21 protein-coding genes, 1 tRNA gene and 2 pseudogenes are annotated in these 23,071 nt (G+C 62.9%); 12 read left to right on the top strand and 12 right to left on the bottom strand.

Annotated features, from left to right (window positions below; translation table 11 throughout):
• Window positions 1-81 precede the first annotated feature (81 nt).
• Both radC and map read right to left on the bottom strand, forming a co-directional pair.
• The gene (gene radC / locus X773_RS64570) at window positions 82-828 is read right to left on the bottom strand and encodes a DNA repair protein RadC (protein WP_023678891.1); all 747 of its coding nucleotides are present in this window, start codon (window positions 826-828) and stop codon (window positions 82-84) included.
• A 52-nt stretch (window positions 829-880) separates the two neighbouring features.
• On the bottom strand, window positions 881-1,708 hold the full coding sequence (gene map / locus X773_RS64565; protein WP_023678890.1) for a type I methionyl aminopeptidase: 828 nt from the start codon (window positions 1,706-1,708) through the stop codon (window positions 881-883).
• Between the two features lie 298 nt (window positions 1,709-2,006).
• Between map and X773_RS64560 the strand changes: the two genes are divergently transcribed.
• The gene (locus tag X773_RS64560) at window positions 2,007-2,303 is read left to right on the top strand and encodes a DUF982 domain-containing protein (protein ID WP_023678889.1); all 297 of its coding nucleotides are present in this window, start codon (window positions 2,007-2,009) and stop codon (window positions 2,301-2,303) included.
• A gap of 125 nt (window positions 2,304-2,428) precedes the next feature.
• On the opposite strand, the gene X773_RS64555 is transcribed toward X773_RS64560, so the two are convergent.
• The 3 genes and pseudogenes from X773_RS64555 to X773_RS64545 all read right to left on the bottom strand — a co-directional run bounded on the left by X773_RS64555 (window position 2,429) and on the right by X773_RS64545 (window position 6,020).
• Window positions 2,429-2,503 (bottom strand) — tRNA-Glu (locus X773_RS64555).
• Window positions 2,504-2,677: 174 nt separating this feature from the next.
• Complete coding sequence (locus X773_RS64550) at window positions 2,678-3,784, bottom strand: YcbK family protein (RefSeq protein ID WP_245274770.1); 1,107 nt, start codon at window positions 3,782-3,784, stop codon at window positions 2,678-2,680.
• A gap of 327 nt (window positions 3,785-4,111) precedes the next feature.
• A pseudogene (locus X773_RS64545) lies at window positions 4,112-6,020 on the bottom strand (class I poly(R)-hydroxyalkanoic acid synthase).
• A gap of 151 nt (window positions 6,021-6,171) precedes the next feature.
• On the opposite strand from X773_RS64545, the gene X773_RS64540 reads away from it, so the two are divergent.
• The 5 genes from X773_RS64540 to recJ all read left to right on the top strand — a co-directional run bounded on the left by X773_RS64540 (window position 6,172) and on the right by recJ (window position 12,088).
• Window positions 6,172-6,504: a hypothetical protein gene (locus X773_RS64540; protein WP_348625939.1), complete on the top strand. Its 333-nt coding sequence runs from the start codon at window positions 6,172-6,174 to the stop codon at window positions 6,502-6,504.
• Window positions 6,505-6,544: 40 nt separating this feature from the next.
• Entirely contained in the window at window positions 6,545-7,762 is a 1,218-nt protein-coding gene (locus tag X773_RS64535) for an LL-diaminopimelate aminotransferase (protein ID WP_023678886.1), read from the top strand.
• A gap of 40 nt (window positions 7,763-7,802) precedes the next feature.
• Window positions 7,803-9,116 carry a homoserine dehydrogenase gene (locus X773_RS64530; protein ID WP_023678885.1) on the top strand — a complete coding sequence of 438 codons (1,314 nt, stop codon included), beginning with the start codon at window positions 7,803-7,805 and terminating at the stop codon, window positions 9,114-9,116.
• Between the two features lie 143 nt (window positions 9,117-9,259).
• Complete coding sequence (glpX, locus tag X773_RS64525) at window positions 9,260-10,243, top strand: class II fructose-bisphosphatase (protein ID WP_023678884.1); 984 nt, start codon at window positions 9,260-9,262, stop codon at window positions 10,241-10,243.
• 60 nt (window positions 10,244-10,303) lie between these two features.
• A complete protein-coding gene (gene recJ / locus X773_RS64520) occupies window positions 10,304-12,088 on the top strand; it encodes a single-stranded-DNA-specific exonuclease RecJ (protein WP_023678883.1) in 1,785 nt (594 codons plus the stop codon).
• Between the two features lie 19 nt (window positions 12,089-12,107).
• On the opposite strand, the gene X773_RS64515 is transcribed toward recJ, so the two are convergent.
• The 3 genes from X773_RS64515 to folE form a co-directional block, all read right to left on the bottom strand.
• Window positions 12,108-13,079 (bottom strand): patatin family protein, encoded by a 972-nt coding sequence (locus X773_RS64515; protein WP_023678882.1) that lies wholly within the window; start codon window positions 13,077-13,079, stop codon window positions 12,108-12,110.
• A gap of 84 nt (window positions 13,080-13,163) precedes the next feature.
• A complete protein-coding gene (gene hisI / locus X773_RS64510) occupies window positions 13,164-13,643 on the bottom strand; it encodes a phosphoribosyl-AMP cyclohydrolase (RefSeq protein WP_023678881.1) in 480 nt (159 codons plus the stop codon).
• Between the two features lie 10 nt (window positions 13,644-13,653).
• The gene (folE, locus tag X773_RS64505; protein ID WP_023678880.1) at window positions 13,654-14,316 is read right to left on the bottom strand and encodes a GTP cyclohydrolase I FolE; all 663 of its coding nucleotides are present in this window, start codon (window positions 14,314-14,316) and stop codon (window positions 13,654-13,656) included.
• A 240-nt stretch (window positions 14,317-14,556) separates the two neighbouring features.
• On the opposite strand from folE, the gene X773_RS64500 reads away from it, so the two are divergent.
• Complete coding sequence (locus tag X773_RS64500) at window positions 14,557-15,003, top strand: iron-sulfur cluster assembly scaffold protein (RefSeq protein ID WP_023678879.1); 447 nt, start codon at window positions 14,557-14,559, stop codon at window positions 15,001-15,003.
• Here X773_RS64500 and X773_RS64495 read toward each other — a convergent pair.
• The gene (locus X773_RS64495; protein ID WP_023678878.1) at window positions 15,000-15,914 is read right to left on the bottom strand and encodes a LysR substrate-binding domain-containing protein; all 915 of its coding nucleotides are present in this window, start codon (window positions 15,912-15,914) and stop codon (window positions 15,000-15,002) included. The genes X773_RS64500 and X773_RS64495 overlap by 4 nt on opposite strands.
• Before the next feature lie 91 nt (window positions 15,915-16,005).
• Between X773_RS64495 and X773_RS77515 the strand changes: the two genes are divergently transcribed.
• The 4 genes and pseudogenes from X773_RS77515 (at window position 16,006) to thrS (ending at window position 19,729) form a co-directional block, all read left to right on the top strand.
• Window positions 16,006-16,173 (top strand): hypothetical protein, encoded by a 168-nt coding sequence (locus X773_RS77515; RefSeq protein ID WP_198023609.1) that lies wholly within the window; start codon window positions 16,006-16,008, stop codon window positions 16,171-16,173.
• Window positions 16,174-16,252: 79 nt separating this feature from the next.
• Complete coding sequence (gene yidD, locus X773_RS64490) at window positions 16,253-16,627, top strand: membrane protein insertion efficiency factor YidD (RefSeq protein WP_031212323.1); 375 nt, start codon at window positions 16,253-16,255, stop codon at window positions 16,625-16,627.
• A 146-nt stretch (window positions 16,628-16,773) separates the two neighbouring features.
• A pseudogene (gene blaOXA / locus X773_RS64485) lies at window positions 16,774-17,588 on the top strand (class D beta-lactamase).
• Between the two features lie 167 nt (window positions 17,589-17,755).
• Window positions 17,756-19,729: a threonine--tRNA ligase gene (gene thrS / locus X773_RS64480; RefSeq protein ID WP_023678876.1), complete on the top strand. Its 1,974-nt coding sequence runs from the start codon at window positions 17,756-17,758 to the stop codon at window positions 19,727-19,729.
• Window positions 19,730-19,888: 159 nt separating this feature from the next.
• Here thrS and X773_RS64475 read toward each other — a convergent pair whose 3' ends face one another.
• Window positions 19,889-20,854 carry a hypothetical protein gene (locus tag X773_RS64475; RefSeq protein WP_023678874.1) on the bottom strand — a complete coding sequence of 322 codons (966 nt, stop codon included), beginning with the start codon at window positions 20,852-20,854 and terminating at the stop codon, window positions 19,889-19,891.
• A gap of 156 nt (window positions 20,855-21,010) precedes the next feature.
• Between X773_RS64475 and X773_RS64470 the strand changes: the two genes are divergently transcribed.
• The gene (locus X773_RS64470) at window positions 21,011-21,595 is read left to right on the top strand and encodes a nitroreductase (RefSeq protein ID WP_023678873.1); all 585 of its coding nucleotides are present in this window, start codon (window positions 21,011-21,013) and stop codon (window positions 21,593-21,595) included.
• Window positions 21,596-21,615: 20 nt separating this feature from the next.
• On the opposite strand, the gene X773_RS64465 is transcribed toward X773_RS64470, so the two are convergent.
• Both X773_RS64465 and X773_RS64460 read right to left on the bottom strand, forming a co-directional pair.
• Window positions 21,616-22,497 (bottom strand): CoA ester lyase, encoded by an 882-nt coding sequence (locus X773_RS64465; RefSeq protein ID WP_023678872.1) that lies wholly within the window; start codon window positions 22,495-22,497, stop codon window positions 21,616-21,618.
• A 3-nt stretch (window positions 22,498-22,500) separates the two neighbouring features.
• Window positions 22,501-22,950, bottom strand: coding sequence for a MaoC family dehydratase (locus X773_RS64460; RefSeq protein ID WP_023678871.1), 450 nt, complete (start codon window positions 22,948-22,950; stop codon window positions 22,501-22,503).
• Window positions 22,951-23,071 lie beyond the last annotated feature (121 nt).

Genomic DNA, 23,071 nt, shown 5'->3' with positions numbered 1-23,071 from the left:
CGCCAGAATTTATCGAGCCGACCGCCTTCACGTTGCGGTACAGAGGCGCACAGCGGACAAAGCAGAAAACAACGCCAAACCTCAGATCAGCAGCAGGCCCTTCATGCTGGAGTGGCCTTTCCTGCCGATGATGATGTGGTCGTGAACGGCAATGCCAAGCGGTTTGGCCGTCTCTATGATCAGCTTGGTCATCTCGATGTCGGCGCGCGACGGCGTCGGGTCTCCCGACGGATGGTTATGCGCCAGAATGATCGCCGTGGCGGAGAGCTCCAAGGCGCGCCTGACCACCTCGCGCGGATAGACCGGTGTGTGGTCGACGGTGCCGACCTGCTGGACTTCGTCGGCGATCAGCGCGTTTTTCTTGTCGAGGAACAGGATGCGGAACTGCTCGCGCTCCTCGAAGGCCATCACCGACCGGCAGTATTCGAGAACCTGCGTCCAGGTCGACAACAGCTCGCGGCCGGCGATCTCGCCGCGCGCCATGCGCTGCGCCGTTGCCGCAACCACCTTGAGGTCGAGCGCCACCGCCGGGCCGATGCCCTTCACCTCCTGCAGGCGCTCGACGGGCGCGCCGAGGACCTCGGCCAATGTACCGAAGCGTGCCAGCAATGCCTTGGCGACAGGCTTGGTGTCGGCGCGGGGGATCAGCCGAAACAATAAAAGCTCGAGCAGTTCGTAGTCGGGGAGGGTGTTGGTACCGGCGGCGAAGCGCTCGCGCAGGCGGTCGCGATGGCCGAGATAATGCGGCTTGTCGGCGGCCACCGCCTTCGCGGGTGATCGCACTGGCCTTTCGGGAAAGAAGGCCCGCTCGTCGTCGTCACCGTTCATGGCTGCCCCACCCAGCATTTGCCGGGCAAGGTAACGCCCGATCTGCCAGACACTAGGCCCGCAGGCCGGGGCGGTCGAGGTTTTTTGGCGACAGCGTGAAGATCTCGCAGCCGGTCTCGGTGACGCCGATCGTGTGCTCGTACTGCGCCGACAGCGAACGGTCGCGCGTCACCGCGGTCCAGCCGTCCGACAGCACTTTCACATGCGGCCGGCCGAGATTGATCATCGGCTCGACGGTGAAGATCATGCCCGGCCGCATCTCGACGCCTTCGCTGGCGCTGCCGTAATGCAGGATATTCGGCGCGTCGTGAAACAGCCGGCCAACCCCGTGGCCGCAGAAATCGCGCACCACCGAGCAACGCTCGGCTTCGGCATAGGTCTGGATGGCGGCGCCGATGGCGCCGGTTCGGGCGCCCGGCTTGATTGCCGCGATGCCGCGCATCAGGCACTCATACGTGACTTCGAGCAGCCGCTCCGCGGCACGCTTGATCGTGCCCACCGGATACATGCGCGAGGAGTCGCCATGCCAGCCGTCGAGGATATAGGTGACGTCGATATTGACGATGTCGCCATCCTTCAACGGCTTGCTGTCGGGTATGCCGTGACAGACGACGTGGTTGATCGAGGTGCAGGATGATTTCGTGTAGCCACGGTAGTTGAGCGTCGCCGGAAGCGCGCCATGGTCCATCCCGAACTCGAAGACGAAGCGATCAATCGCTTCGGTGGTGACGCCGGGCGCCACAATCGATACCAGTTCGTCGAGGCAGCGCGCGGTGAGATCGCAAGCCTTGCGCATGCCGACAAAACCTTCCTCGTCGTAAAGACGGATCTGGCCGGTGTTTCTGAGCGGTGCCGTGGCGGCGTCGAGATAGGTGACCATTTTTATCCGTCTTGCAGGGATGCGAGGCCTGGATGAGCCTCCGCGAGAGAAACCTTCCCAGATTTGGCACTGGAAAGCGCAAGGTTCAAGGACGAACTGCCGGCGACGGCCGAAGACCGGCGATATTCACGCCTGGGAGCATTCTCCTTGCCTCTAGCGGCCCATGCTTCGCCGGGTTCATTGACCACCGTAGTGACGACACATTTCTAGGCGAGAAGCGGCCCAGGCATTAAGCCGCCACGGCAATTTTTTGCGACGAACGGCGTTGCTGCGGGGGTGTCAGTTCGGGAGAGATCGAATGGACAGACTGCAATTCGAGGTGCCGGTGCGGATCGCGCCTGTGCCCGGCCAGCCGGTCGAGGAAATCTACAGTGTCGAGCAGGCGCTCGATTTTCTGCAAACGTGGCCGGTTCGCCGGAAGGGACCAACCTACCAGGCCGCGTTCAATGCCTGTTTTGGCGCCACGGTGGACATCGTCGAGACCGAAGACGCATGGCGGGCCTTCATGGCCTTTTGCCGGGTGAGCGGCCTGCTTGCCAGGGACATGATGGTTCCGCGCAAGCGCGGCGGCGAGGCGAGGGGACTGCGGGCGTAGACAGCCTTCGACGTAGTCCTCAGTCGTCTTCGCCTCTTCTTGCCGACATCCCCATCAGAGTGGCGGGTCCAGCAAAGCTTGCGCAGCATCACGCTGGCGATAGACATAATGCCAAGTTGAAATGCTGGTACGCCCAAGGGGAATCGAACCCCTGTTACCGCCGTGAAAGGGCGGTGTCCTGACCGCTAGACGATGGGCGCGCTCAGATGTGAGCGCTTATAGTTGCGTCGCGACAAACCGGCAACCCGTCTGCCGCCGGCTGCGACAACTTTTTTCCTTTGGCTCCAAACCGCGTCTTTCCGACAGCCAAGCTGGTTTTTGCGGCATGATGCAACGCCGCCGAAGGGCCTTCGCGGTGACGGAAGATCCTCGCCCTAGCCGCGCCTGCGGCAGCGCCAGTTCCAGTCGCGCTCCGGTCCGACATCGACGTGAACGGATTCGGTGTGGCAGTAAGTGCCGACGCCGCCGCGGCCCGGCATGGTGCGGATGTAGCTCGCCAGTTCCCACTTCGAGACGCCGGGGACCTGGATGTCGGCGGCGGCGCAGTACATGTGCAGCGAATTCTTGGCGCCGTTGGCGCGGCGGTTGCGGGCCGGATCGCGATAGCCGGAGGTGACCGTCATCTTGCGGCCGTAGTGGCCTTCGATCGTCTTCAGCACGCGAACCAGCGACGGCTTCAAGCAGGCGACATCGACGCTTTCGTTCTGTTTCAGGAGGCCGTTGGGCGCCAGCCGGGCGAGGCCGGCGGCGGAGGCGACCTGGTAAGCGCCACCCGAACCTTCGTCTTCGTTGAGATCGACGTCACTCTCATCGTCGAGGCCGGATTTGCGCTTGATCTCGAACAGCGCCGTCTGGCGCACGCCGGGCAGCGCATCGGCCGTGAAGTGGCTGGTATCGCCCGTCGACACCAGCTGCACCGGCTTTTCAGCCGAATTGGCCGAGGCCAGGGTAACGGTGGGTTTTGCCGCAGGCGTCGCCTGCACGACCGTTGGCTGCCCGCCCGATCTGCTGTTGGCCGGCGATGCTGCCGAAGCGGGGGTGGCGCTGAACAGCGAGGCCAGGAAGTTTTTCTTCGGTGCGTAGGCCTGTGGCTGCGGCATCTCGCCGGCGGTCACATAGACCGGGTTGTTCATCGCCGGCGCTGCGGCCTTGGCGTCGGGCTTCGATGCATCAGCACTGTTCTGTGCCACGGCCTGATCGGCCGTCTGGGCGTTTGGTTGCAGCGGCTGCGGCGTGTGTCCCGCGATCGTCTCGGCTGCCGTGGGAACGGCGATCGGGAAGCCGGCATCGGGCTTGGCCCCTGGCTTGGCCACTGGCACATAGGCGACCTGCTCGGGAAGGTTGGCGTCGCCGTCGGCATTCATCGTCATTTGTGCGCTTGTCATCTGCGACGATGATGCGGCCGTGCTGGCCTGGGGCGCACCGGCGGCCGTGCTGATTTCGGTAGCCGAGGTATTGTAGCCTGGCATGCCGACCGACATGGTCGGGTCGCCGGCCGAGGTGCAGGACGCCAGGAGCACCGAGAAAAGCGCCGCCACAATGGCGCGGCTTTCTCCCTTCGCGAGGCGCGATCCTGCTGATCTCAAAACAAAATTCCCCCTCGATATCCGACCGGTTCGTCATTGGCGCGGCGTCGAAACGTCTCGTCGAAATGACCCTTGTTCCCCGAACCGGAAACGAGACCTGTGTCAAATCTGCAAGCCTCAAAGTAATTTGGCGGCTAGAGGATGAATCAAGGCTGCTCAGGGTTGACGGCACCATTTCGCCCGCTTTTGGCGGCGCGTCAACTCACCACACATTACAGATGGTTACACGCGCACCTTGACATAGGTGCCGGGGGCTTCGCCTAGAACTTGCATATGCTCGCCCGGTTTGCGGGCCGGTACGCGGGTATTGTCCTTGGCTTCGATCCAGCGTTGCCAGTGCGGCCACCAGGAACCGGGATGGTCGGTGGCCCCGGCGAGCCACTGGTCGAAGTCGCCGGCCGGCTTGCCGCCGGTCCAGTAGTGATATTTCTGCGCCGCCGGCGGATTGACGACCCCGGCGATGTGGCCGGAGCCGGCCATGACGTAATCGACCTCGCCGCCGAAATATTTCGAGCCGAGGAATACCGACAGCGCCGGCGCGATATGGTCCTCCTTAGAGGCGAGGTTGTAGACCGGCATGGTAACGTCCTTCAGCGAAACCGTGCGGCCCGCCAGTTCCATCATGCCTTGCGAAAGCCTGTTCTCGAGATAGCAATTGCGCAAATAGAAAGAATGGTTGGCAGCGCCCATGCGGGTCGAATCGGCATTCCAGTAGAGCAGGTCGAAGGGCAGGGGATCCTTGCCGCGCATGTAGTTGTTGACGACATAGGGCCAGATCAGGTCGCCCGAGCGCAGCATGTTGAAGGCGGTCGCCATCTTGGTGCCGTCGAGATAGCCTTTTTCGTTCATCGCCTTTTCGACGGCCGCGACCTGCTCCTCGTCGACGAACACTTTTAGATCGCCGGCATAGGTGAAATCGACCTGGGTGGTGAAGAAGGTCGCCGATTTGATGCGGTGGTCGCCTTCCTGCGCCATCAAGGCCAGCGCTGCCGCCAACAGCGTGCCGCCGACGCAATAGCCGATGGCGNTGGTCGCCTTCCTGCGCCATCAAGGCCAGCGCTGCCGCCAACAGCGTGCCGCCGACGCAATAGCCGATGGCGTTGACTTGCCTTTCGCCGGTGGCCTTCTCGATCGTGTCGAGGCCGTATTGCAGGCCCTCCCTGATATAGGCCTCCCAGCTCTTGGCGCCGTGCCGCTCGTCCGGGTTGATCCAGGAGATTACGAACACGGTGTGGCCTTGCTCGACCGCCCAGCGAATGAAGGATTTTTGCGGGTTGAGGTCGAGGATGTAGTATTTGTTGATCCATGGCGGGCAGATCAGCAGCGGCCGCTTGAGCACGGTGTCGGTAGTCGGCTCGTATTGCAGGATTTCGGCGACGTCGCTGCGGCCGACCACCTTACCCGGGGTGGCGGCGAGATTCTTGCCGATCTCGAAGGGCGAATAATCTGCCTGCCGCAGCTTCAGGTCACCCTTGCCCGCGGCGATGTCCTCGGCAAGCATCTTCATGCCGCGCACCAGGTTTTCGCCGTTGGAGGCGACAGTCTCGCGAAACAATTCCGGATTGGTCAGGATGAAATTCGACGGCGAGATGGCATTGGACACCTGCTTGACATAAAAGCCGGCCTTGTGGCGGGTGTGCTCGTCCAGGCCGTCGGCGTGCTCGACCAGTTCGGCCGCCCAGCGCGAGGTGACCAGATACGCCTGTTTGAGGAAATCGAAGAAGGCGTTGCGGCCCCATTCCGGGTCCTGGAAACGCTTGTCACCGCGCTCGGGCTTGACCGCGTCCTCGGCGTCCTCGGCGCCGGCGCCGATGCGCTGGACGGCGTTGGCCCAGACGGTCATGTAGCCGGAAAACAGCCGCGTTTGCGCCTCCAGCGCGCGCTGCGGGTCGGAGAGCCAGTACTCGGTGAGCTTGGAGAACGTCTTCACCATGTCGACGACCGGCTCGGCGACGTGATCGCGCACCTCGCCCTTTTCCCGCGGCTCGGCCCATGCCGAGGCGGCCTTGCCGGCCTGCTCGATCATGCGGGCCATGTTCAGAGCGAAGCGCTCCGGGTCCTTCACCAGATATTGCTCGACGGTCGAAGGTTGGTCATCTTCCGCTTTGCCCGAATCGGGTGTTTTGGACATGGTTCGCGGGGTTCCTCCCGAAGCGTTTTGTTGACATATTACCATGGGATATCGAACAGGGTCCAATGTGCTCTAACCCGGCCGCCAGGAAAACAATATGACGATTAATATTGGCAAGAACGTTTTTTCCGGCACTGGTCGTTTTTGCCGCATGGCGCTCGTCCTGTTGGCGATGGCCGGTTGCACGAGCAGCAACATAGAAGGTGCAGCGCCCGCCACCGGCCTTGTCGGCGCGAAGGACACCGGTTCCTATCCGAACCTGAACATCCGGCCGCAGGTGGCGGCCGAGCAATTCACCGACGAGGAAAAGAACGCCAAGCTCGCCCAACTGAAGGCCGAGGAGCAGAGCCAGGCCGCCAAGGGCGGCGGCGTCAAGGTTGCGGACCAGGCAGCGCTGGACCAGCTGGCAAAAAAACACGGCGCCGAGGCGCTGAAGCAGATCGAAGGCAAATGCGACCCCGCTCTCGACCCTAGTTGCAAATAAGCTTATACGCGCGACCGCAACCTCACTGTCTGGAACTGCCATGGAAGAATTTCACAAGGTCCGCCGGCTTCCGCCCTATGTCTTCGAACAGGTCAACCGGCTGAAGGCCAGCGCCCGTTCGCGCGGCGCCGACATCATCGACCTTGGCATGGGCAATCCGGACCTGCCGACGCCCAAGGCCATCGTCGACAAACTCTGCGAGGTGGTACGCGATCCGCGCACGCACCGCTATTCGTCGTCGCGCGGCATTCCGGGCCTGCGTCGTGCCCAGGCCAACTACTATGCCCGCCGCTTCGGTGTGAAGCTCGACCCGGACAGCCAGGTGGTGGCGACGCTCGGCTCGAAGGAGGGCTTTGCCAATATGGCGCAGGCGATCACCGCCCCCGGCGATGTGATCCTGTGCCCCAACCCGACCTATCCGATCCACGCCTTCGGCTTCATTATGTCAGGCGGCGTCATCCGCTCGCTGCAGGTCGAGCCGGACGACGGCTTCATCCCGGCGTTGGAGCGCGGCATCCGCCATTCGATCCCGAAGCCGCTGGCACTGATCCTCAATTATCCATCCAACCCGACGGCACTGGTCGCTTCGCTCGATTTCTACAAGGAGGTGGTGGCCTTCGCCAGGAAGAACGACATCATCATCCTGTCGGATCTTGCCTATTCGGAGATCTATTTCGACGGCAATCCGCCGCCTTCGGTGCTGCAGGTGCCGGGCGCCATAGACGTCGCCGTCGAGTTCACCTCGATGTCGAAGACCTTTTCGATGCCGGGCTGGCGCATGGGTTTTGCGGTCGGCAATGAACGGCTGATCTCGGCGCTGACGCGAGTGAAATCCTATCTCGACTACGGCGCCTTCACGCCAATCCAGGTGGCGGCGGCGCATGCACTCAACGGCGACGGCGCCGACATCGCCGAAGTGCGCGACGTCTACCGCAAACGCCGCGATGTCATGGTCGACGCCTTCAGTCGCGCCGGCTGGACCATTCCCGCACCGGCGGCATCGATGTTCGCCTGGGCGCCGATCCCGGAGCCGTTCAAGCACCTGGGCTCGCTTGAATTCTCCAAGCTCCTGATCGAGCACGCCGACGTCGCGGTGGCGCCGGGCGTCGGCTTCGGCGAGCATGGCGACGATCACGTGCGCATCGCGCTGGTCGAAAACGAGCACCGGATCCGGCAAGCGGCGCGCAACATCAAGCGCTTCCTCGCATCCAGCGCCAAGCAGCCGAATAACGTCGTGCCGCTCGCCGCGCATCGCTGATTTTCTACACATGAACCGACTGAATGGGGCGTCGCCGGACATGGCTGAAGCGTTGCGTGTTGGAATTGCCGGGCTCGGCACCGTCGGTGCGTCGGTGGCCCGCGTGCTACGCGACAAGGCGGCCGAACTGACGCGGCAGTGCGGGCGCGACATCGTCGTGTCGGCGGTTTCGGCCCGCGATCCCAAACGCGACCGCGGCGTTGATCTTGGCACAGCACAGTGGTTCGACGACGCCGTCAAGATGGCGCAGACCGCCGAGATCGACGTGTTCGTCGAGCTGATCGGCGGCGACGAAGGCCCATCACGCTCGTCCGTCAAAGCGGCGCTCGAGGCCGGCCGCCATGTCGTCACCGCAAACAAGGCGTTGCTTGCCAAACACGGGGTGGCATTGGCCGAGATCGCCGAGAGGAAAGGCGTGCTGCTCAATTACGAGGCGGCGGTGGCCGGCGGCATTCCGGTTATCAAGACAATGCGCGAGGCGATGGCCGGCAATTCGGTGACCCGCGTTTTCGGCATCCTCAACGGTACCTGCAACTACATTCTGACGCGCATGGAAGCCGAGGGCCTGTCTTTCGATGCCTGCCTGAAGGATGCGCAACGGCTGGGCTATGCCGAAGCCGACCCGACCTTCGACATCGAGGGTCACGACACCGCGCACAAGCTGTCGATCCTGACCAGCCTTGCCTTCGGCACGAGGATCGCCGCCAACGATATCTACATGGAAGGCATCTCCAACATCAGCCAGGCCGACATCCGCGCGGCCGGCGATCTCGGCTACCGGATCAAGCTGCTTGGCGTCGCCCAACGCACCGAAAGCGGCATCGAGCAGCGCGTGCACCCGACCATGGTGCCGACGGCCTCGGTCATCGCGCAGGTGCACGGCGTCACCAATGCGGTGGCGATCGAAACCGACATCCTCGGCGAATTGCTGCTTTCCGGCCCTGGCGCCGGCGGCAACGCCACCGCGTCGGCGGTGATCGGCGACATTGCCGACATCGCCAAGAGCCGGCCTGGCTTCCAGCATGGTCCGGTCTTCGGCCGGCCGGCGAGGGAATTGAAGCCTTACAAGAAAGCGCAGATGCGCAGCCATGCCGGCGGTTATTTCATCCGGCTGACCGTACACGACCGCCTCGGCGTCTTCGCGGCAATAGCCAAGCGCATGGCCGACAACGACATTTCGCTGGAATCGATCGTCCAGCATGCCGCCGGGCCGGAAACCGAGGCACAGAAGACCGTCATCCTGGTGACCCACGAGACGACCGAGGCGGCGGTGCGCAAGGCCGTCGACGGCATCACCAGGGACAGCCTTCTGACCGACAAGCCGCAAGTCATCCGCATCGAGCGGGCCGGATAGCAGTCTCACATTTTGCGTTTAATCGATTGATATTGCTGCGCTTTCAAAAAGGTCCAGCGCAGGTCTTGCTGTTGTCACGGGGCTTTGACACAAGAAGCGCGTCTCTGGCGGGAGGCTAAACTGCCAACGAGGATTGTCCATCGATGAATGTGGCCCAGAACATTGTCGCCGGCCTCGACCGGATACTGACCATGGAATTGGTGCGCGTCACCGAACGCGCCGCGGTCGCGGCCGCCAGATTGCGCGGACGCGGCGACGAGAAAGCCGCCGACCAGGTCGCGGTCGATGCCATGCGGCAGGAGCTCAACCGTCTTGCCATCAACGGCACGGTGGTGATCGGCGAAGGCGAGCGCGACGAGGCGCCGATGCTCTATATCGGCGAGGAGGTCGGTACCGGCAAAGGCCCCGCTGTCGACATCGCGCTCGATCCGCTCGAAGGCACGACGATCTGCGCCAAGAACCTGCCCAATGCATTGGCTGTTATCGCCATTGCCGAAAAAGGCAGCCTTCTGTTCGCGCCCGACGTCTATATGGACAAGATCGCGATCGGCCCGGGCTATGCCGACGGCATCATCGACATCGATGCCTCGCCGGCCGAAAACATCGCCAGCCTGGCCAGGGCCAAGGGCGTGCTGGTGGCAGAGATCACCGCCTGCATCCTCGACCGGCCGCGCCATGGCGCCTTGATCGAAGCCGTGCGGGCGACAGGCGCCGCGATCCGGCTGATCGGCGACGGTGATGTCGCCGGGGTCATCCATACCACCGACCCGGACGAGACCGGCATCGACATCTATCTCGGCACCGGCGGCGCGCCGGAAGGCGTGCTCGCAGCTGCCGCCTTGCGCTGCACCGGTGGCCAGATGCAGGGCAAGTTGATCCTCGATACGCCGGAAAAGCTGGCGCGCGCCGCCAAGATGGGCATCTCCGACCCTAAACGGATCTACCACACGCAAGACATGGCACGCGGCGACGTGCTGTTTGCCGCGACCGGCGTCACCGACGGCAATATGCTGGCCGGCGTCAAGTTCGGCCGCAATTTCATCACCACGCACACGATCGTCCTGCGATCGTCATCGCGGACCGTGCGCGAAATCAAGGCCAGGCACCAGGATCTGGAAAAGTTTTGATTTCGACTCAGTTAGCCGTTGCATACTGTGCGCAATGACAAATTGCAGACGGCGCGTCACGTGACTGGGGAAAGACGCTTTTTCCTCGATGTCAGGCAGTCGGCCACCGGCGTTTCCTGGGAACACCGGCTGACCGAGCGTCAGGACATGGCCGCGCTCGCCATCGCGCAAGGGTATGGCGTGCCCGATATCGTGGCACGCGTGCTGGCCGGGCGTGGCGTCACCGCCGAGCAGACCGAGCAGTTTCTGGATCCGACCATCCGCAACCTGCTGCCCGACCCGGCATCGCTGACCGACATGGACAAGGCCGCCTCTCGCATCGCCCAGGCGGTGATGGCCAGGGAAAAGGTGGCGATCTTTGGCGACTACGATGTCGACGGCGCGGCCTCATCGGCGCTGCTCAAGCGCTTTCTCGCGCATTTCTCGGTGCCGTCGGAGATCTACATACCGGACCGCATCTTCGAGGGCTACGGCCCCAATCCGGAAGCGATGCGCGAACTCGTTTCGCGCGGCGCGACGCTGATCGTCACCGTCGATTGCGGCACCAATAGTGCTGCTTCCATCGACGCGGCGAAGGCCGTCGGCGCCGACGTCGTGGTGCTCGATCACCATCAGGTCGGCGGGCCGTTGCCGGCGGCGACTGCGGTCGTCAACCCCAATCGCGAGGACGACCTTTCCGGCCAAGGTCATCTTTGTGCCGCCGGTGTCGTCTTCCTTTGCCTGGTGCAGACCGCGAAGATTCTGCGCAGCCGCCTGCCGGATGCCGCACCGCCGGACCTGCTTGGCCTGCTCGATCTGGTAGCGCTTGGCACCGTCTGCGACGTGGTGCCGCTCACCGGCATCAACCGCGCCCTCGTTGTCAAGGGGCTGCAGGTTGCGCGGCAGCAGAGGAACGAAGGGCTGGCGGCATTGGCGCGGGTCTCGCGTATCGGCGAGCCGATCAACACTTTCCATCTGGCCTTTCTGATCGGTCCGCGCATCAACGCCGGCGGGCGCATCGGCGACGCAGCACTTGGCAGCCGCCTGCTTGCAACCGACGACCCGGTCGAAGCCCGCACCATCGCCGAGACGCTGGATCGGCTCAACCAGGAGCGGCAGTCGATGGAGCAGGAGATGCTGGCCGCGGCGCGCTCAGAGGCCGACGCCGAGCTTGCCGGCGGCAATGGTCCGGCCATCGTGGTCACAGCCAGCAGCAACTGGCATCCTGGCATTGTCGGCCTGCTTGCCTCGCGGCTCAAGGACCATGCGCGCCGGCCCGCATTTGCCATCGCCTTCAACGCCAATGGTGTCGGTACCGGTTCAGGCCGTTCAGTGTCTGGCTTCGACCTCGGCCGGCTGGTGCGCGAGGCTGCCGATGCCGGACTTATCGTCAAGGGCGGCGGCCACGGAATGGCGGCCGGCATCACTGTCGAGCGGGCGAAGCTCGGCGAACTCAGGGCTTTCTTCGAAGAGCGCGCGGCGGTGGACGTGTTCCGCCTGCAAGGCGAGGAGAGCCTGGCGATCGACGGCGCGCTTGCCGCCGAGGGCGCCACGCTTGCGCTGCTCGATGCGCTTGAGAGGGCAGGGCCGTTCGGCGCCGGGCATGTTGCGCCGGTGTTCGCGCTGCCGCGCCACCGGCTTGTCGATGCGCGGGCGGTCGGCAGCAACCACATCCGCGCCGACCTGCAGTCGGAAAGCGGCGGCCGCATCCAGGCGATCGCCTTTCGCGCCGTCGACACGGCTCTTGGCGAATTCCTGTTCAAGAACAGGGGTAAGCCGGTGCATGTCGCCGGCTCGCTGTCGGGCAACCACTGGAACGGCAACCGCACGGTGCAATTTCGTATCGTCGACGCGGCGCTTGCCTGAGAGCTCGCTGCCGCCCTGCCTAAGCGAGGACGGTCTGCAGCCGGGTCAGGTCGCCGATCTGCGCCATCGTTGCCTGGTAGCCGATACGGATCGCTTCGTCGGCGCGGTGGAATTCGGTCAGGCCGATATGGCTGAGCTTCGGCTGCAGCGATATGTCCGGCGGGTCGCCGGCCAGCCTGGCGCGCGAAATGCGGTCCTGGATGATGTTGAAGGCCTCGACCATGACGCCGGTAATGCCGAGCCGCGTCTCGCGCGACTGGCGTTCGGGATCGGCGTGGCCGGCCCTCGGCGCGTCTTTCTCGATGACCAGCTCGCCGGCATTGTGCTTGATCACCGCGGCGCGGCCGAACAGATCGTAGTGAAGGTTCACCGCAACCACGAGCGGCTGCTCGTAGGCACGGCAGACCGAGACCGGCACCGGATTGACCAGTGCGCCGTCAACCAGCACACGCCCATTGCAGGCGACCGGCTCGAACACGCCGGGCAGCGCGTAGGAGGCGCGCATTGCGGTGCTCAACGAGCCGCTCGACAGCCAGATCTCATGGCCGGTGCGGATTTCCGAAGCGACGCAGACGAATGGTTTTGGCAGGTCCTCGAAGCGGATGCCGGCTATGTGCTCGCGCAGCCGCGCATCGAGCTTCATGCCACCGAACAGGCCGCTGCCGCGTAGATTGAGGTCGAGAAGGCCAAAAATGCGCCGCCTGGTCAGGCTGCGCGCGAATTCTTCCAGCTCGTCAAGCTTGCCGGCAACATAGCAGCCGCCGACCAGCGCGCCGATCGAGGTGCCGGCGATCATCGACACTTCGATGCCGGCTTCGTCAAGCGCGCGCAGCACGCCGATATGCGCCCAGCCGCGCGCACAGCCGCCGCCCAATGCCAGCGAAATCCCTGTTTTGCCCGGAGATTTGGTTTCGGATGCGCCCGCGGCCGAGGAGAGGCCATTGGCCTCCCGAACGTCAGGTCTGTTGCGCAATGACGCCCAGTCGAGCATCACAATCTCCCTTGTCCCACGGCCATCCTATAGGCGGGCCGTATCGAAATCATGAATATACGTGGCTGAAGTGCTGCGAATGGTTCATATTGATGGTGTATTGCGCTTTCGATACGTTTTTTCCGCATCGAACAGCGGCTTGCTGCCGTCGCTGGCAAGTGTCCCTTTGCCATCGCTCAGCCCCACCGTCCGATAAAAGCATGAACGTCGGCCGGTGTGACAAGTTGCTTGGTGACCCAGCACTTTGACGCGCAACCATATCGCGTCCTGGTCACAATCCGTGAGCATCTCGACAACCTCCTGGACATTGCCCGAGGTTTCGCCCTTCTTCCACAGCGCGTTGCGCGAACGCGACCAGTAGTGCGCGATGCCGGTCTCGAGCGTCAGCGCCAGCGCCTCGGCATTCATGTGCGCGACCATCANGACCATCAGCAGCATGCCGTCTTCGGCATCGGTGACGACGGCGGTGACGAGGCCGCCGGCATCGAAGCGCGGCGAAAGGACCGTGCCTTCCTCAAGCGCCTTCTTGTCTGAGGGAGCTTTCGGGAACTCCAATGCCGACATTCGCCGGTCCTTATTTAACTAAGGTGGGGCGGGTCTGATCAGTTCCGCCGCCGCGCACCATGGTGACGAAGCGGACCTGCTCTTCGGGTGTATCCTTGAAGACGCCAGTGAAGGTCGAGGTCAGTGTGGTGGAGCCCTGTTTGCGGATACCGCGCATGGCCATGCACATATGCTCGGCCTCGAGCATGACGGCGACGCCACGCGGATTGAGCACGTCCTGGATGACCCCGGCAATCTGCGCCGTCATCGCTTCCTGGGTCTGCAGACGATGGGCGAAGATGTCGACGACGCGGGCGATCTTGGACAGGCCGACGACCTTGCCGTCCGGCAGATAGCCGACATGCGCCTTGCCGATGATCGGCACCATGTGGTGCTCGCAATGCGAGTGGAACGTGATGTCCTTGACGATCACGAGGTCATCGTAGCCGGCGACTTCCTCGAAGGTGCGGCCGAGTTCCTCGGCCGGACACATGTCGTAGCCGTTGAACATTTCGCGGAACGCCTTAGTGACGCGCTTCGGCGTGTCGATCAGACCCTCGCGGTCAGGGTTGTCGCCGGTCCAGCGCAGCAAGGTGCGCACCGCGGCTTCGACTTCGGCCTCGCTTGGCCGGTCGGTGACCGGCTTTTCCATATAGGCCGACTGCGGCATGAGTTTCTTGATAACGGCGTCCATAAAGGCGTCTCCCGTAGTTCCTCTCTTAGGAGGAACGAGTTGAACGGACCACGACCTTTCGGGTGTTAGAAACTCGCCCGGTTTCCAGCCCGTAAGTGGCGTGAACAGATTTGGGCATGACGAGGTTTGTGGTCGCCTTGTCGATACCCGACTACCGCCATTATATATGTTCGTGCCGAGCGAAAGGAAGACGCCAGAGCGGCAATCGCTGTTCGCTGGGCGGCGACGGATTGGAAAAATATGATCGACGATGTCTACAATGCGAAAATTCTGGGTTTTGCCGGAAATATCGCACGGATCGGCCGGCTCGACCGGCCCGACGCAACCGCACGAGCACATTCCAAACTGTGTGGCTCGACCGTGACCGTCGATCTGAAGATGGATGACGGCGTCGTCAGCGATTTCGCGCATGACGTGAAAGCCTGTGCGCTTGGCCAGGCGTCGTCTTCGATCATGGCGCAGCATGTCGTCGGCGCCAGTGCAGAAGAATTGCGCAGCGTGCGCGAGACGATGCTGAAGATGCTGAAGGAAAATGGCCCGCCGCCCGAAGGCCGCTTCGCCGACCTGAAATACCTGGAGCCGGTGCGCGACTATAAGGCGCGCCACGCCTCGACCATGCTGACCTTCGACGCAGTGGTCGATGCCATCGGCCAGATCGAGAAGAAGCGGGCGGAAGAGGCGGCTTAAACCTTGGCGAGAAAATGCCGGCTTTCGGCGAATTCCGCCCGGACCCACTCGGCAAAAGCCCTGGCTGGCTCGGAAAGGTCATTCAGCCTTCTGGCCACTAGCCAATAGGCGCCCGACGCGACGTCGATGTCGAAAGGCTTGATCAGCGCGCCGGACGCAAGTTCTTCGCCGATCTGCAAAAGATCGCCCAGCGCGACACCATGTCCAAGCAAGGCTGCCTGCTTCGAAAGCGAAGCATCGGCCAGCATCGGGCCGCGCGCAGGCACGGCATCAGCCGTCACGCCCGCCGCTTCGAACCAGCGCGCCCAAGCCTGACGGTTTTCTTCGTGCAGCAATGTATAGCGACCAAGGTCGATCGGCTTTTCCAGAGCTGGGCCGGATGCAAGAAGTGCCGGCGACAGAACTGGGGAATCGACGACCGCGGCAAGCTGTTCGGCTTCGCTGCGTGGCCATGAGGTGGCGTGTGCACTGAAACGTAGGGCAAGTTCGGGCTGATCGCTGCGAAACTCTATCAACCTCGGGTCGACCTCAAGGGAAACGTCGATGTCGGGTCGCAACTCGCGAAACCGGTTGAGCCGCGGCACCAGCCATACGGATGCGAGCGATGGCTCAACGCTGACACGTACCACGGACTGCGTCGGGGCCGCCGTCAATTCCGAAAGCAGCCTGTCGATGCCCTCGAAACTTCTGACCAACTGGTCGAGCAGCCGCCGGCCGGTGTCGGTCAACTCGACGCGGCGATGATGGCGGAAGAACAAAGGTTGGCGCAGGAAGGTTTCGAGCTCGCGGATCTGTCGGCTGATCGCCGCCTGCGAAACATAAAGCTCCTCGGCCGCACGGCTGAAGCTCAGGTGACGACCGGCTGCTTCGAAGCTTCTGAGAGCCGTCAGGGGGAGGTGTCCGCGCTTCATTCGCATAACTCAGAGTTATCTGACGTGGACGTTATTCTCGTTTGAAGAGCAAGGCCAGCGGCGCTCTAATCGGTGCTCAAGGAGTGCCGCCATGATCCAGTTTCTCAACATTCTGGGCGATGTCGTACGGATCGCGACGTTTCAGTGGTACGACGAGAAACCGCATAGGGATTGGTGCGAGGAGAGGCCGCCGACCAGCGTCGCCGTATGTCGGAAGCCGACGCCCGACCGCTACCCGGTTCGCCGTACCAGGCCATGACGGGATTGCCGGAACGGCATTGCGTTCCTGGCCCGATGCGCACATCTATCACGTAGGGAAACGCGATGTGGAGACTGCGGTGGTCGGCCAACATCGGCAAGCGCACGGCGCCAGACCGATTCGACAAGGACGCAATTGGCCCGGCCCGTGGCGCAAGACGCCGGGCCGCGTCTTCGGCACGTCGCTTGTCCGACTCTACCAGCTGACGCTGTCCGGCTTCGTCGGCAATTCCTGCCGGCATCTGCCGACCTGTTCCGAATACGCGCACGAAGCGATCGCCCGCCACGGGCTGTGGGCCGGCGGCTGGATGGGGTTTTTCCGGGTGCTGCGCTGCGGACCGTTCGGCACGCACGGCATCGACCGGGTGCCTGAGGCACTGGCTGATCGCTACCTCTGGTTCATGCCATGGCGGTACTGGCGGATCGGGAAAAAACGTGGCGACCTGGACAGTTGACCGCAACTGTGCGGTGCACAAAGGGACCGCTTTTTACGATCTGGTAGGGTTAACCGCAGCTTGCGCTGACATAGCGCATTTGAGACAAAATCGAGACAAGACACCTCGCTAAGCCGCTCCTGACACCCTTCAGGAGAGATTACCAAATGCGCCGGATAGATCGTCTTCCCTTCGTTTTCGCCGTGGTTCTCTATGTCTTGGCGTGGCTGATGGGTTTTCCGATCCGTGCGCAATCGGCGCCGCTCGGGGACGTCGAATGCACGCTGATCGTCGACGCCGCAAACGGCGAGACGCTGTATCGCCAAGGGACCTGCGATCAGCGCTTCAGCCCCGCCTCGACATTCAAGGTTCCGCTGGCGCTGATCGGCTATGATGCTGGAATCCTGAGCGACGAGCATACGCCAAGCTGGGAGTACAAGGCAGAGTTCAATGCCCCGAAACGGGACCGCAAGACCGTCGACCCGACGATCTGGGGAAGGGATTCGGTCCTTTGGTTCTCACGCGAGATTACGCGCCGGCTCGGCAGCAAACAGTTGCCGGCTATGTGTCCAGATTGGACTATGGTAACACCGAAGTCTCCGGCACTGCCGGCAAGAATGACGGCCTCACCCATTCCTGGGTGAATTCTTCGCTCAAGATATCGCCGGTCGAGCAGGTCGATTTCCTGCGCAAGCTGCTGGCGCGGAAACTGCCGGTCTCGGACAAGGCCCATGCGATGACCAGCGCGATTGTCCCGACCTTCCGGGCAGGCGGCTGGACGGTGCAGGGCAAGACCGGAACGACCAGGCTCGGCGACAGCGCCGACAAGCGCTCGCTTGGCTGGTTTGTCGGCTGGGCGCAGACCGATGCCCGCAAGATCGTCTTTGCCCGCCTGGTAGTCGATACGAAACGTGCCGACACGCCAAAGGGGCTCAAGACGCGGGCGATGTTCCTGAAAGATCTGCCGAATCTCCTCAGGTGACCTACATCCGGCTTTACGGCGCCGAAAACTGCCCATAAAAGACCGCTCGCCGCCGGACGCATCCGGCTCTTACTGATGCATGTCGTAGCCCCAAAACCGCTAAGCAGTCTTGGGCGACATGCATTTCACCACCCGCGCTCGTTTGCGGGACTGGATAGGAGAATCTTATGCTGAATTCCGTTTCCCTGACATTTCCCGATGGTTCCGTTCGCGATTACGACGCGGCGATGACCGGCGCCGGCCTGGCGGAATCGATCTCGAAGTCGCTGGCCAAGAAGGCCGTTGCCTATTCGATCGACGGCACAGTGCGCGATCTTTCCGACCCGATCGGCAGATCGGGCAAAGTCGAGATCATCACCCGCGAGGACCCGCGTGCGCTGGAGCTCATCCGCCACGATGCAGCCCATGTGCTGGCCGAAGCCGTGCAGGAACTTTGGCCGGGAACGCAGGTGACCATCGGGCCGGTGATCGAAAACGGATTCTACTACGATTTTGCCCGCAACGAGCCGTTCACGCCCGACGATTTCCCGGTGATCGAGAAGAAGATGCGCGAGATCATTGCGCGCAACAAGCCGTTCACCCAAGAGGTCTGGTCGCGCGAAAAGGCGAAGAGGATCTTTGCCGACAAGGGCGAGCGCTACAAGCTTGAGTTGATCGACGCCATCCCCGAGGATCAGGACCTCAAGATCTATGCACAAGGCGACTGGTTCGACCTTTGCCGCGGCCCGCATATGGCCTCGACTGGCCAGATCGGCAACGCCTTCAAGCTGATGAAGGTCGCCGGCGCCTATTGGCGCGGCGATTCGAACAACCCGATGCTGACGCGCATCTACGGCACGGCCTGGGCCGACCAGGCGCAGCTCGAAGCCTACCAGACGATGCTGGAGGAGGCCGAGAAGCGCGACCACAGGAAGCTCGGCCGTGAGATGGACCTGTTCCACTTCCAGGAAGAGGGCCCCGGGGTCGTGTTCTGGCACGCCAAGGGCTGGAGGATGTTCCAGAACCTGGTCAATTACATGCGTCGCCGCCTCGACGAACAGGGCTATCAGGAGGTCAACGCGCCGCAGGTGCTCGACAAGAGCCTGTGGGAGACGTCGGGCCACTGGGGCTGGTACCGAGACAACATGTTCAAGGTGACGGTTGCTGGCGACGACACCGACGACGACCGGGTGTTTGCGCTGAAGCCGATGAACTGCCCCGGTCACGTCCAAATCTTCAAGCACGGGCTGAAATCCTACCGCGATCTGCCGGTAAAACTTGCGGAATTCGGCAATGTGCATCGCTATGAGCCGTCCGGCGCGCTGCACGGGCTGATGCGCGTGCGCGGCTTTACCCAGGACGATGCGCACATCTTCTGCACCGAGGAACAGCTCGCCGACGAGTGCATCAAGATCAACGATCTGATCCTCTCGACCTATGCCGATTTCGGCTTCGACGAAATCACCGTCAAGCTGGCGACCCGCCCCGAAAAACGGGTCGGCACCGACGCGATGTGGGATCATGCCGAGGGCGTGCTGCAGGACGTGCTCGACAAGATCGCCGCGCGGTCGGGCAACCGGATCAAGACGGGCGTCAATCCGGGTGAGGGCACGTTCTACGGGCCGAAGTTCGAATATGTGCTGAAGGACGCCATCGGCCGCGACTGGCAATGCGGCACCACGCAGGTTGATTTCAACCTGCCGGAACGGTTCGGCGCCTTCTACATCGGCTCGGATTCGGAAAAGAAGCAGCCGGTGATGGTGCATCGCGCCATCTGCGGCTCGATGGAGCGTTTTCTCGGCATCCTGATCGAGAATTATTCCGGCCATTTCCCGCTCTGGTTCGCGCCGCTGCAGGTGGTGGTGGCGACGATCACTTCCGATGCCGACGATTACGCGCGAAAGGTCGTCGCGCAGCTGAAGGCGGCCGGGCTGATCGCCGAGGCCGACCTGCGCAACGAGAAGATCAACTACAAGGTCCGCGAGCATTCGCTGGCCAAGGTCCCGGTCATACTGGTCTGTGGCAAGCGCGAGGCCGAGGAAGAAACGGTCAATATCCGTCGTCTCGGGTCGCGCGACCAGGAATCGCTCGGCCTCGCAGCCGCCGTGAAGCTGCTTGCCGACGAGGCGGTGACACCCGACCGCAAGCGCCGCGCGGCCTGAACCAGTCGACCAGCAACGAATGGCGGTGGAGCGATCCACCGCCATTTTTTATATTTTATATGCCTGTCACGCCGCGCGCCTATCTGGCAAATCGATCGACGTGCGCGTCGGCAACGCGCTGGCGCGACGCATGCGCAAGGCAGCTTAGAGGGGCGCGCCTCAGTCGGCGCCTTCCTCGGAATCGATGGCCGAAGCCTCGGTGGCCAGAACCTCGATGTCCTGGTTGTGCCCAGCCACCACCGTAAAATCCTTCTGGTAGATGCGGTCGCGGTTCTTGGCGATGATGGTGTAGTCGCCCTCGGCCAGCACCATCGAGGCAAAGGCGCCGACGGTTTCCTTGATCGGATCGCCGGATTCATTGAGCAACGACCAGGAGGTGTCGGCGATAGCCTCGCCGCCTGGTTCGCGCACCAGCTTCATGGTCATCTCGGCGGCACGGTGCTCGACCGTCGCTTCGGTGAGCTTGCCGGCCTCGACGCGGATGTCGGAGCGGATGACCGCGTTCACCGCGCCATAGGTCGACACGACGTGGTAGGTGCCGGCATTGAGCCGCACGACGCTGTTCGGCTCGACATCGGGTATGATGAGGGCGCGATCGCCATCGGCCGCGGCGTGGCTCTCATAGATCGAGAAGCGCAGCTTCTTCGGCGGTATGCGTACCCCGCCGGACAGCACGGCATCGAGCTTGAGGCCACCGGCATCGAGCACGAGGCTCTCGCGCTTGGCTTCCTTGCCGACGGTGATGCGCTTGGTGGCGCCGGCCCGCCCGTAGGAGGCGTGGACCAGATACGAACCCGGCTCGAGCTGGAATATGGCGGTGCCGCCATGAGCGGAGGCGACCATCGGCAGCTTGCCGTCGCTGGCCGATTCGGGTTTGAAGACGCGCCAGACGATGCCGCGCGTGATGTCGGCGCCCTTGTCGGTCAATTGCGCCGACAGCGTGATCGCCCCGCTGCTGCCCAATGCCAGCGATGTCTCGCTTTTCGGAGGCGCATAGCCCGAAATTCCGGGAAGCTTCAGCTCGCCGAGGCCGTCCACATCCTGGGCGACGGCAAGCGAAACCGGCACCATCAACAGTGCGGCAGCGAGCCATATCAGGAAAAGACGCAATGTCCCCTCAAACATGCCTTGCGTTGAAGCCCAAGGCGGTGGCAATTTCAAGGCTTAAGAGTCCGGTCGGCTTCTGCTACAGGGCTCTTTGTTCGGCGCGCCGCGCCAATGCCCAAGCCGCCCGATGTCCCGATGGTGCGCTTCAGCTCAAATTCCAGGAGACTTGCGCCCATGGCGTCGCCGATCATCGATTTTCTGCTGAGCCGAAATTCCGCGCCGATCCCGGATTTGAAAGAACCGGCACCGGGCGATGCGGAGATCGCGACGATGATCGCCGCCGCCTCGCGGGTGCCGGACCATGGCCGGCTGGAGCCTTGGCGTTTCATCCTTTATCGCGGCGAGGCCCGCATCGAGATCGGCAAGAAGCTGGCAGAACTTGCCGAACAGCGCGAAGGGCCGCTGCCGGAAGGCCGGCGCAACCAGGAATTGGCGCGCTTTTCGCGGGCACCGCTGGTCATCGGCGTGATTTCTATCCCCAGGGAAAATCCAAAGATCCCGCAATGGGAGATGTTCCTGTCCGGCGGCATGGCGGCGATGAACCTGATGCTTGCCGCCAATGCGCTGGGCTACGGCACCAACATGATCAGCAACTGGTATTCCGACGTGCCCGGGGGCAGGGCGATCCTCGGCCTGGCGCCGCATGAGCGGGTCGTCGGCTTCGTCCATATCGGCTCCTACCAGGGGCCAGCACCGGAACGACCGCGGCCCGATCCGGCAAAGCTCTATGCCGACTATTCAGGGCCGTGGGTGGGATAATTTCGGCGCGGAACAGACCCCTAAGGATCAAGCTCCGATGCCTTGGCTCGCGCCAGGAGCCGCTCTGCGAGCTTGAGATGCGGCCGGTCGTACATCTTGCCATCCATGCCAACGACGCCGGGATTTCCTGCCGCCTCGAACGCCTCGACGATCGCCAGGGCGCTTTTCACCGCTTGCGCCGAAGGCGTGAAGGCGGCGTTGATGACCGGCACCTGCGCCGGATGGATCGCCATCTTGCCGGTGAAACCGTCGCGCTCGGCCTCGGCGCATTCGGCCTCGAAGCCGGCCATGTCGCGAAAATCCGGAAAGACGGTGTCGATTGCCGCGACTTCCGCGGCACTTGCGGCAAGCATGGTCATGGTGCGGGCGAGGCGGAACACATCCGTGTAGCGGCCATTCGCGTCGCGCGTCGCGCGTGCGCCGATTGCCGCCGACAGATCTTCCGCGCCCCAGGTGACGCCGACAAGCCGCGCGCTTGCACGGGCGTAGGTCGCTGCGGCCAAGACGCCTGCGGCCGTTTCTGTGATGATCGGCAGGATCCTTATCGCTCCATCCGGCAGGCCGCCTTCGGCTTCGTGCACCCTGAGCTTGGCCGAGAGATGCTGGACATCCAGTCCGCTGTTCGACTTAGGCAGCATGATGCCGTCTGGTTTCACCGGCACGAGCGCCGCCAGATCGTCGTCGGTCAGTCCGGTCGAAAGATCGTTGACCCGAACATAGATCGCGGAGCTGGTCCGGTGCCTGTGCTCGGCGATAAAACGCGCCGCTGTGTCGCGCGCCAGACCTTTGTTCTGCGCGGCAATCGAATCCTCGAGGTCGATGATGACCACGTCGGCGCCTACGCCAAAGCCCTTCTCCAGCTTCTTTTCCGAATCGCCGGGAACGAAGAGCAGAGAACGCATCGGCTATGCCTTTTTCATCATCATGGCTTGCCTCGTGCATTTGGCAACCAGCACGTCGTTCTGGTTATAGGCGCGGTGCTCGAACTCGACGATACCGCGGTCCGGTTTCGACCTGGAATCGCGCACCGAAACCACCGTGGTCTCGACGCGAATGGTGTCGCCATGGAAGACGGGGTGCGGAAACACTGTCTCCTTCATGCCGAGATTGGCGATGGTGGTGCCGACGGTGATGTCATTGACCGAGATGCCGATCATCAGGCCCAGCGTGAACAGCGAATTGACCAGCGGTTTGCCCCATTCGCTCTTCGCCGCGAAGTCGAAATCGATGTGCAGCGGTTGCGGGTTCAGCGTCATCACCGAAAACAGCATGTTGTCGCTTTCGGTCACGGTCTTGCGCAGCGTGTGCTTGAACACATGGCCGACAACGAACTCCTCAAGATAAAGCCCGGCCATGGTCGATCTCCTCCGCTGCTTCAGGGTTGATAGGCGTTGCATATCGCGCTCGCAAGCCAGTTAACGAACATGGTGAACCGTTCGTAAACCATTTGTGCCTACGGTCTCCACCAGGGTCAGA

The organism is Mesorhizobium sp. LSJC280B00 (genome assembly GCF_000502835.1).
Classification (GTDB): domain Bacteria; phylum Pseudomonadota; class Alphaproteobacteria; order Rhizobiales; family Rhizobiaceae; genus Mesorhizobium.
Note: the sequence above shows the minus strand (reverse complement) of the source record. Positions and strands in the feature narration are given on the sequence as shown.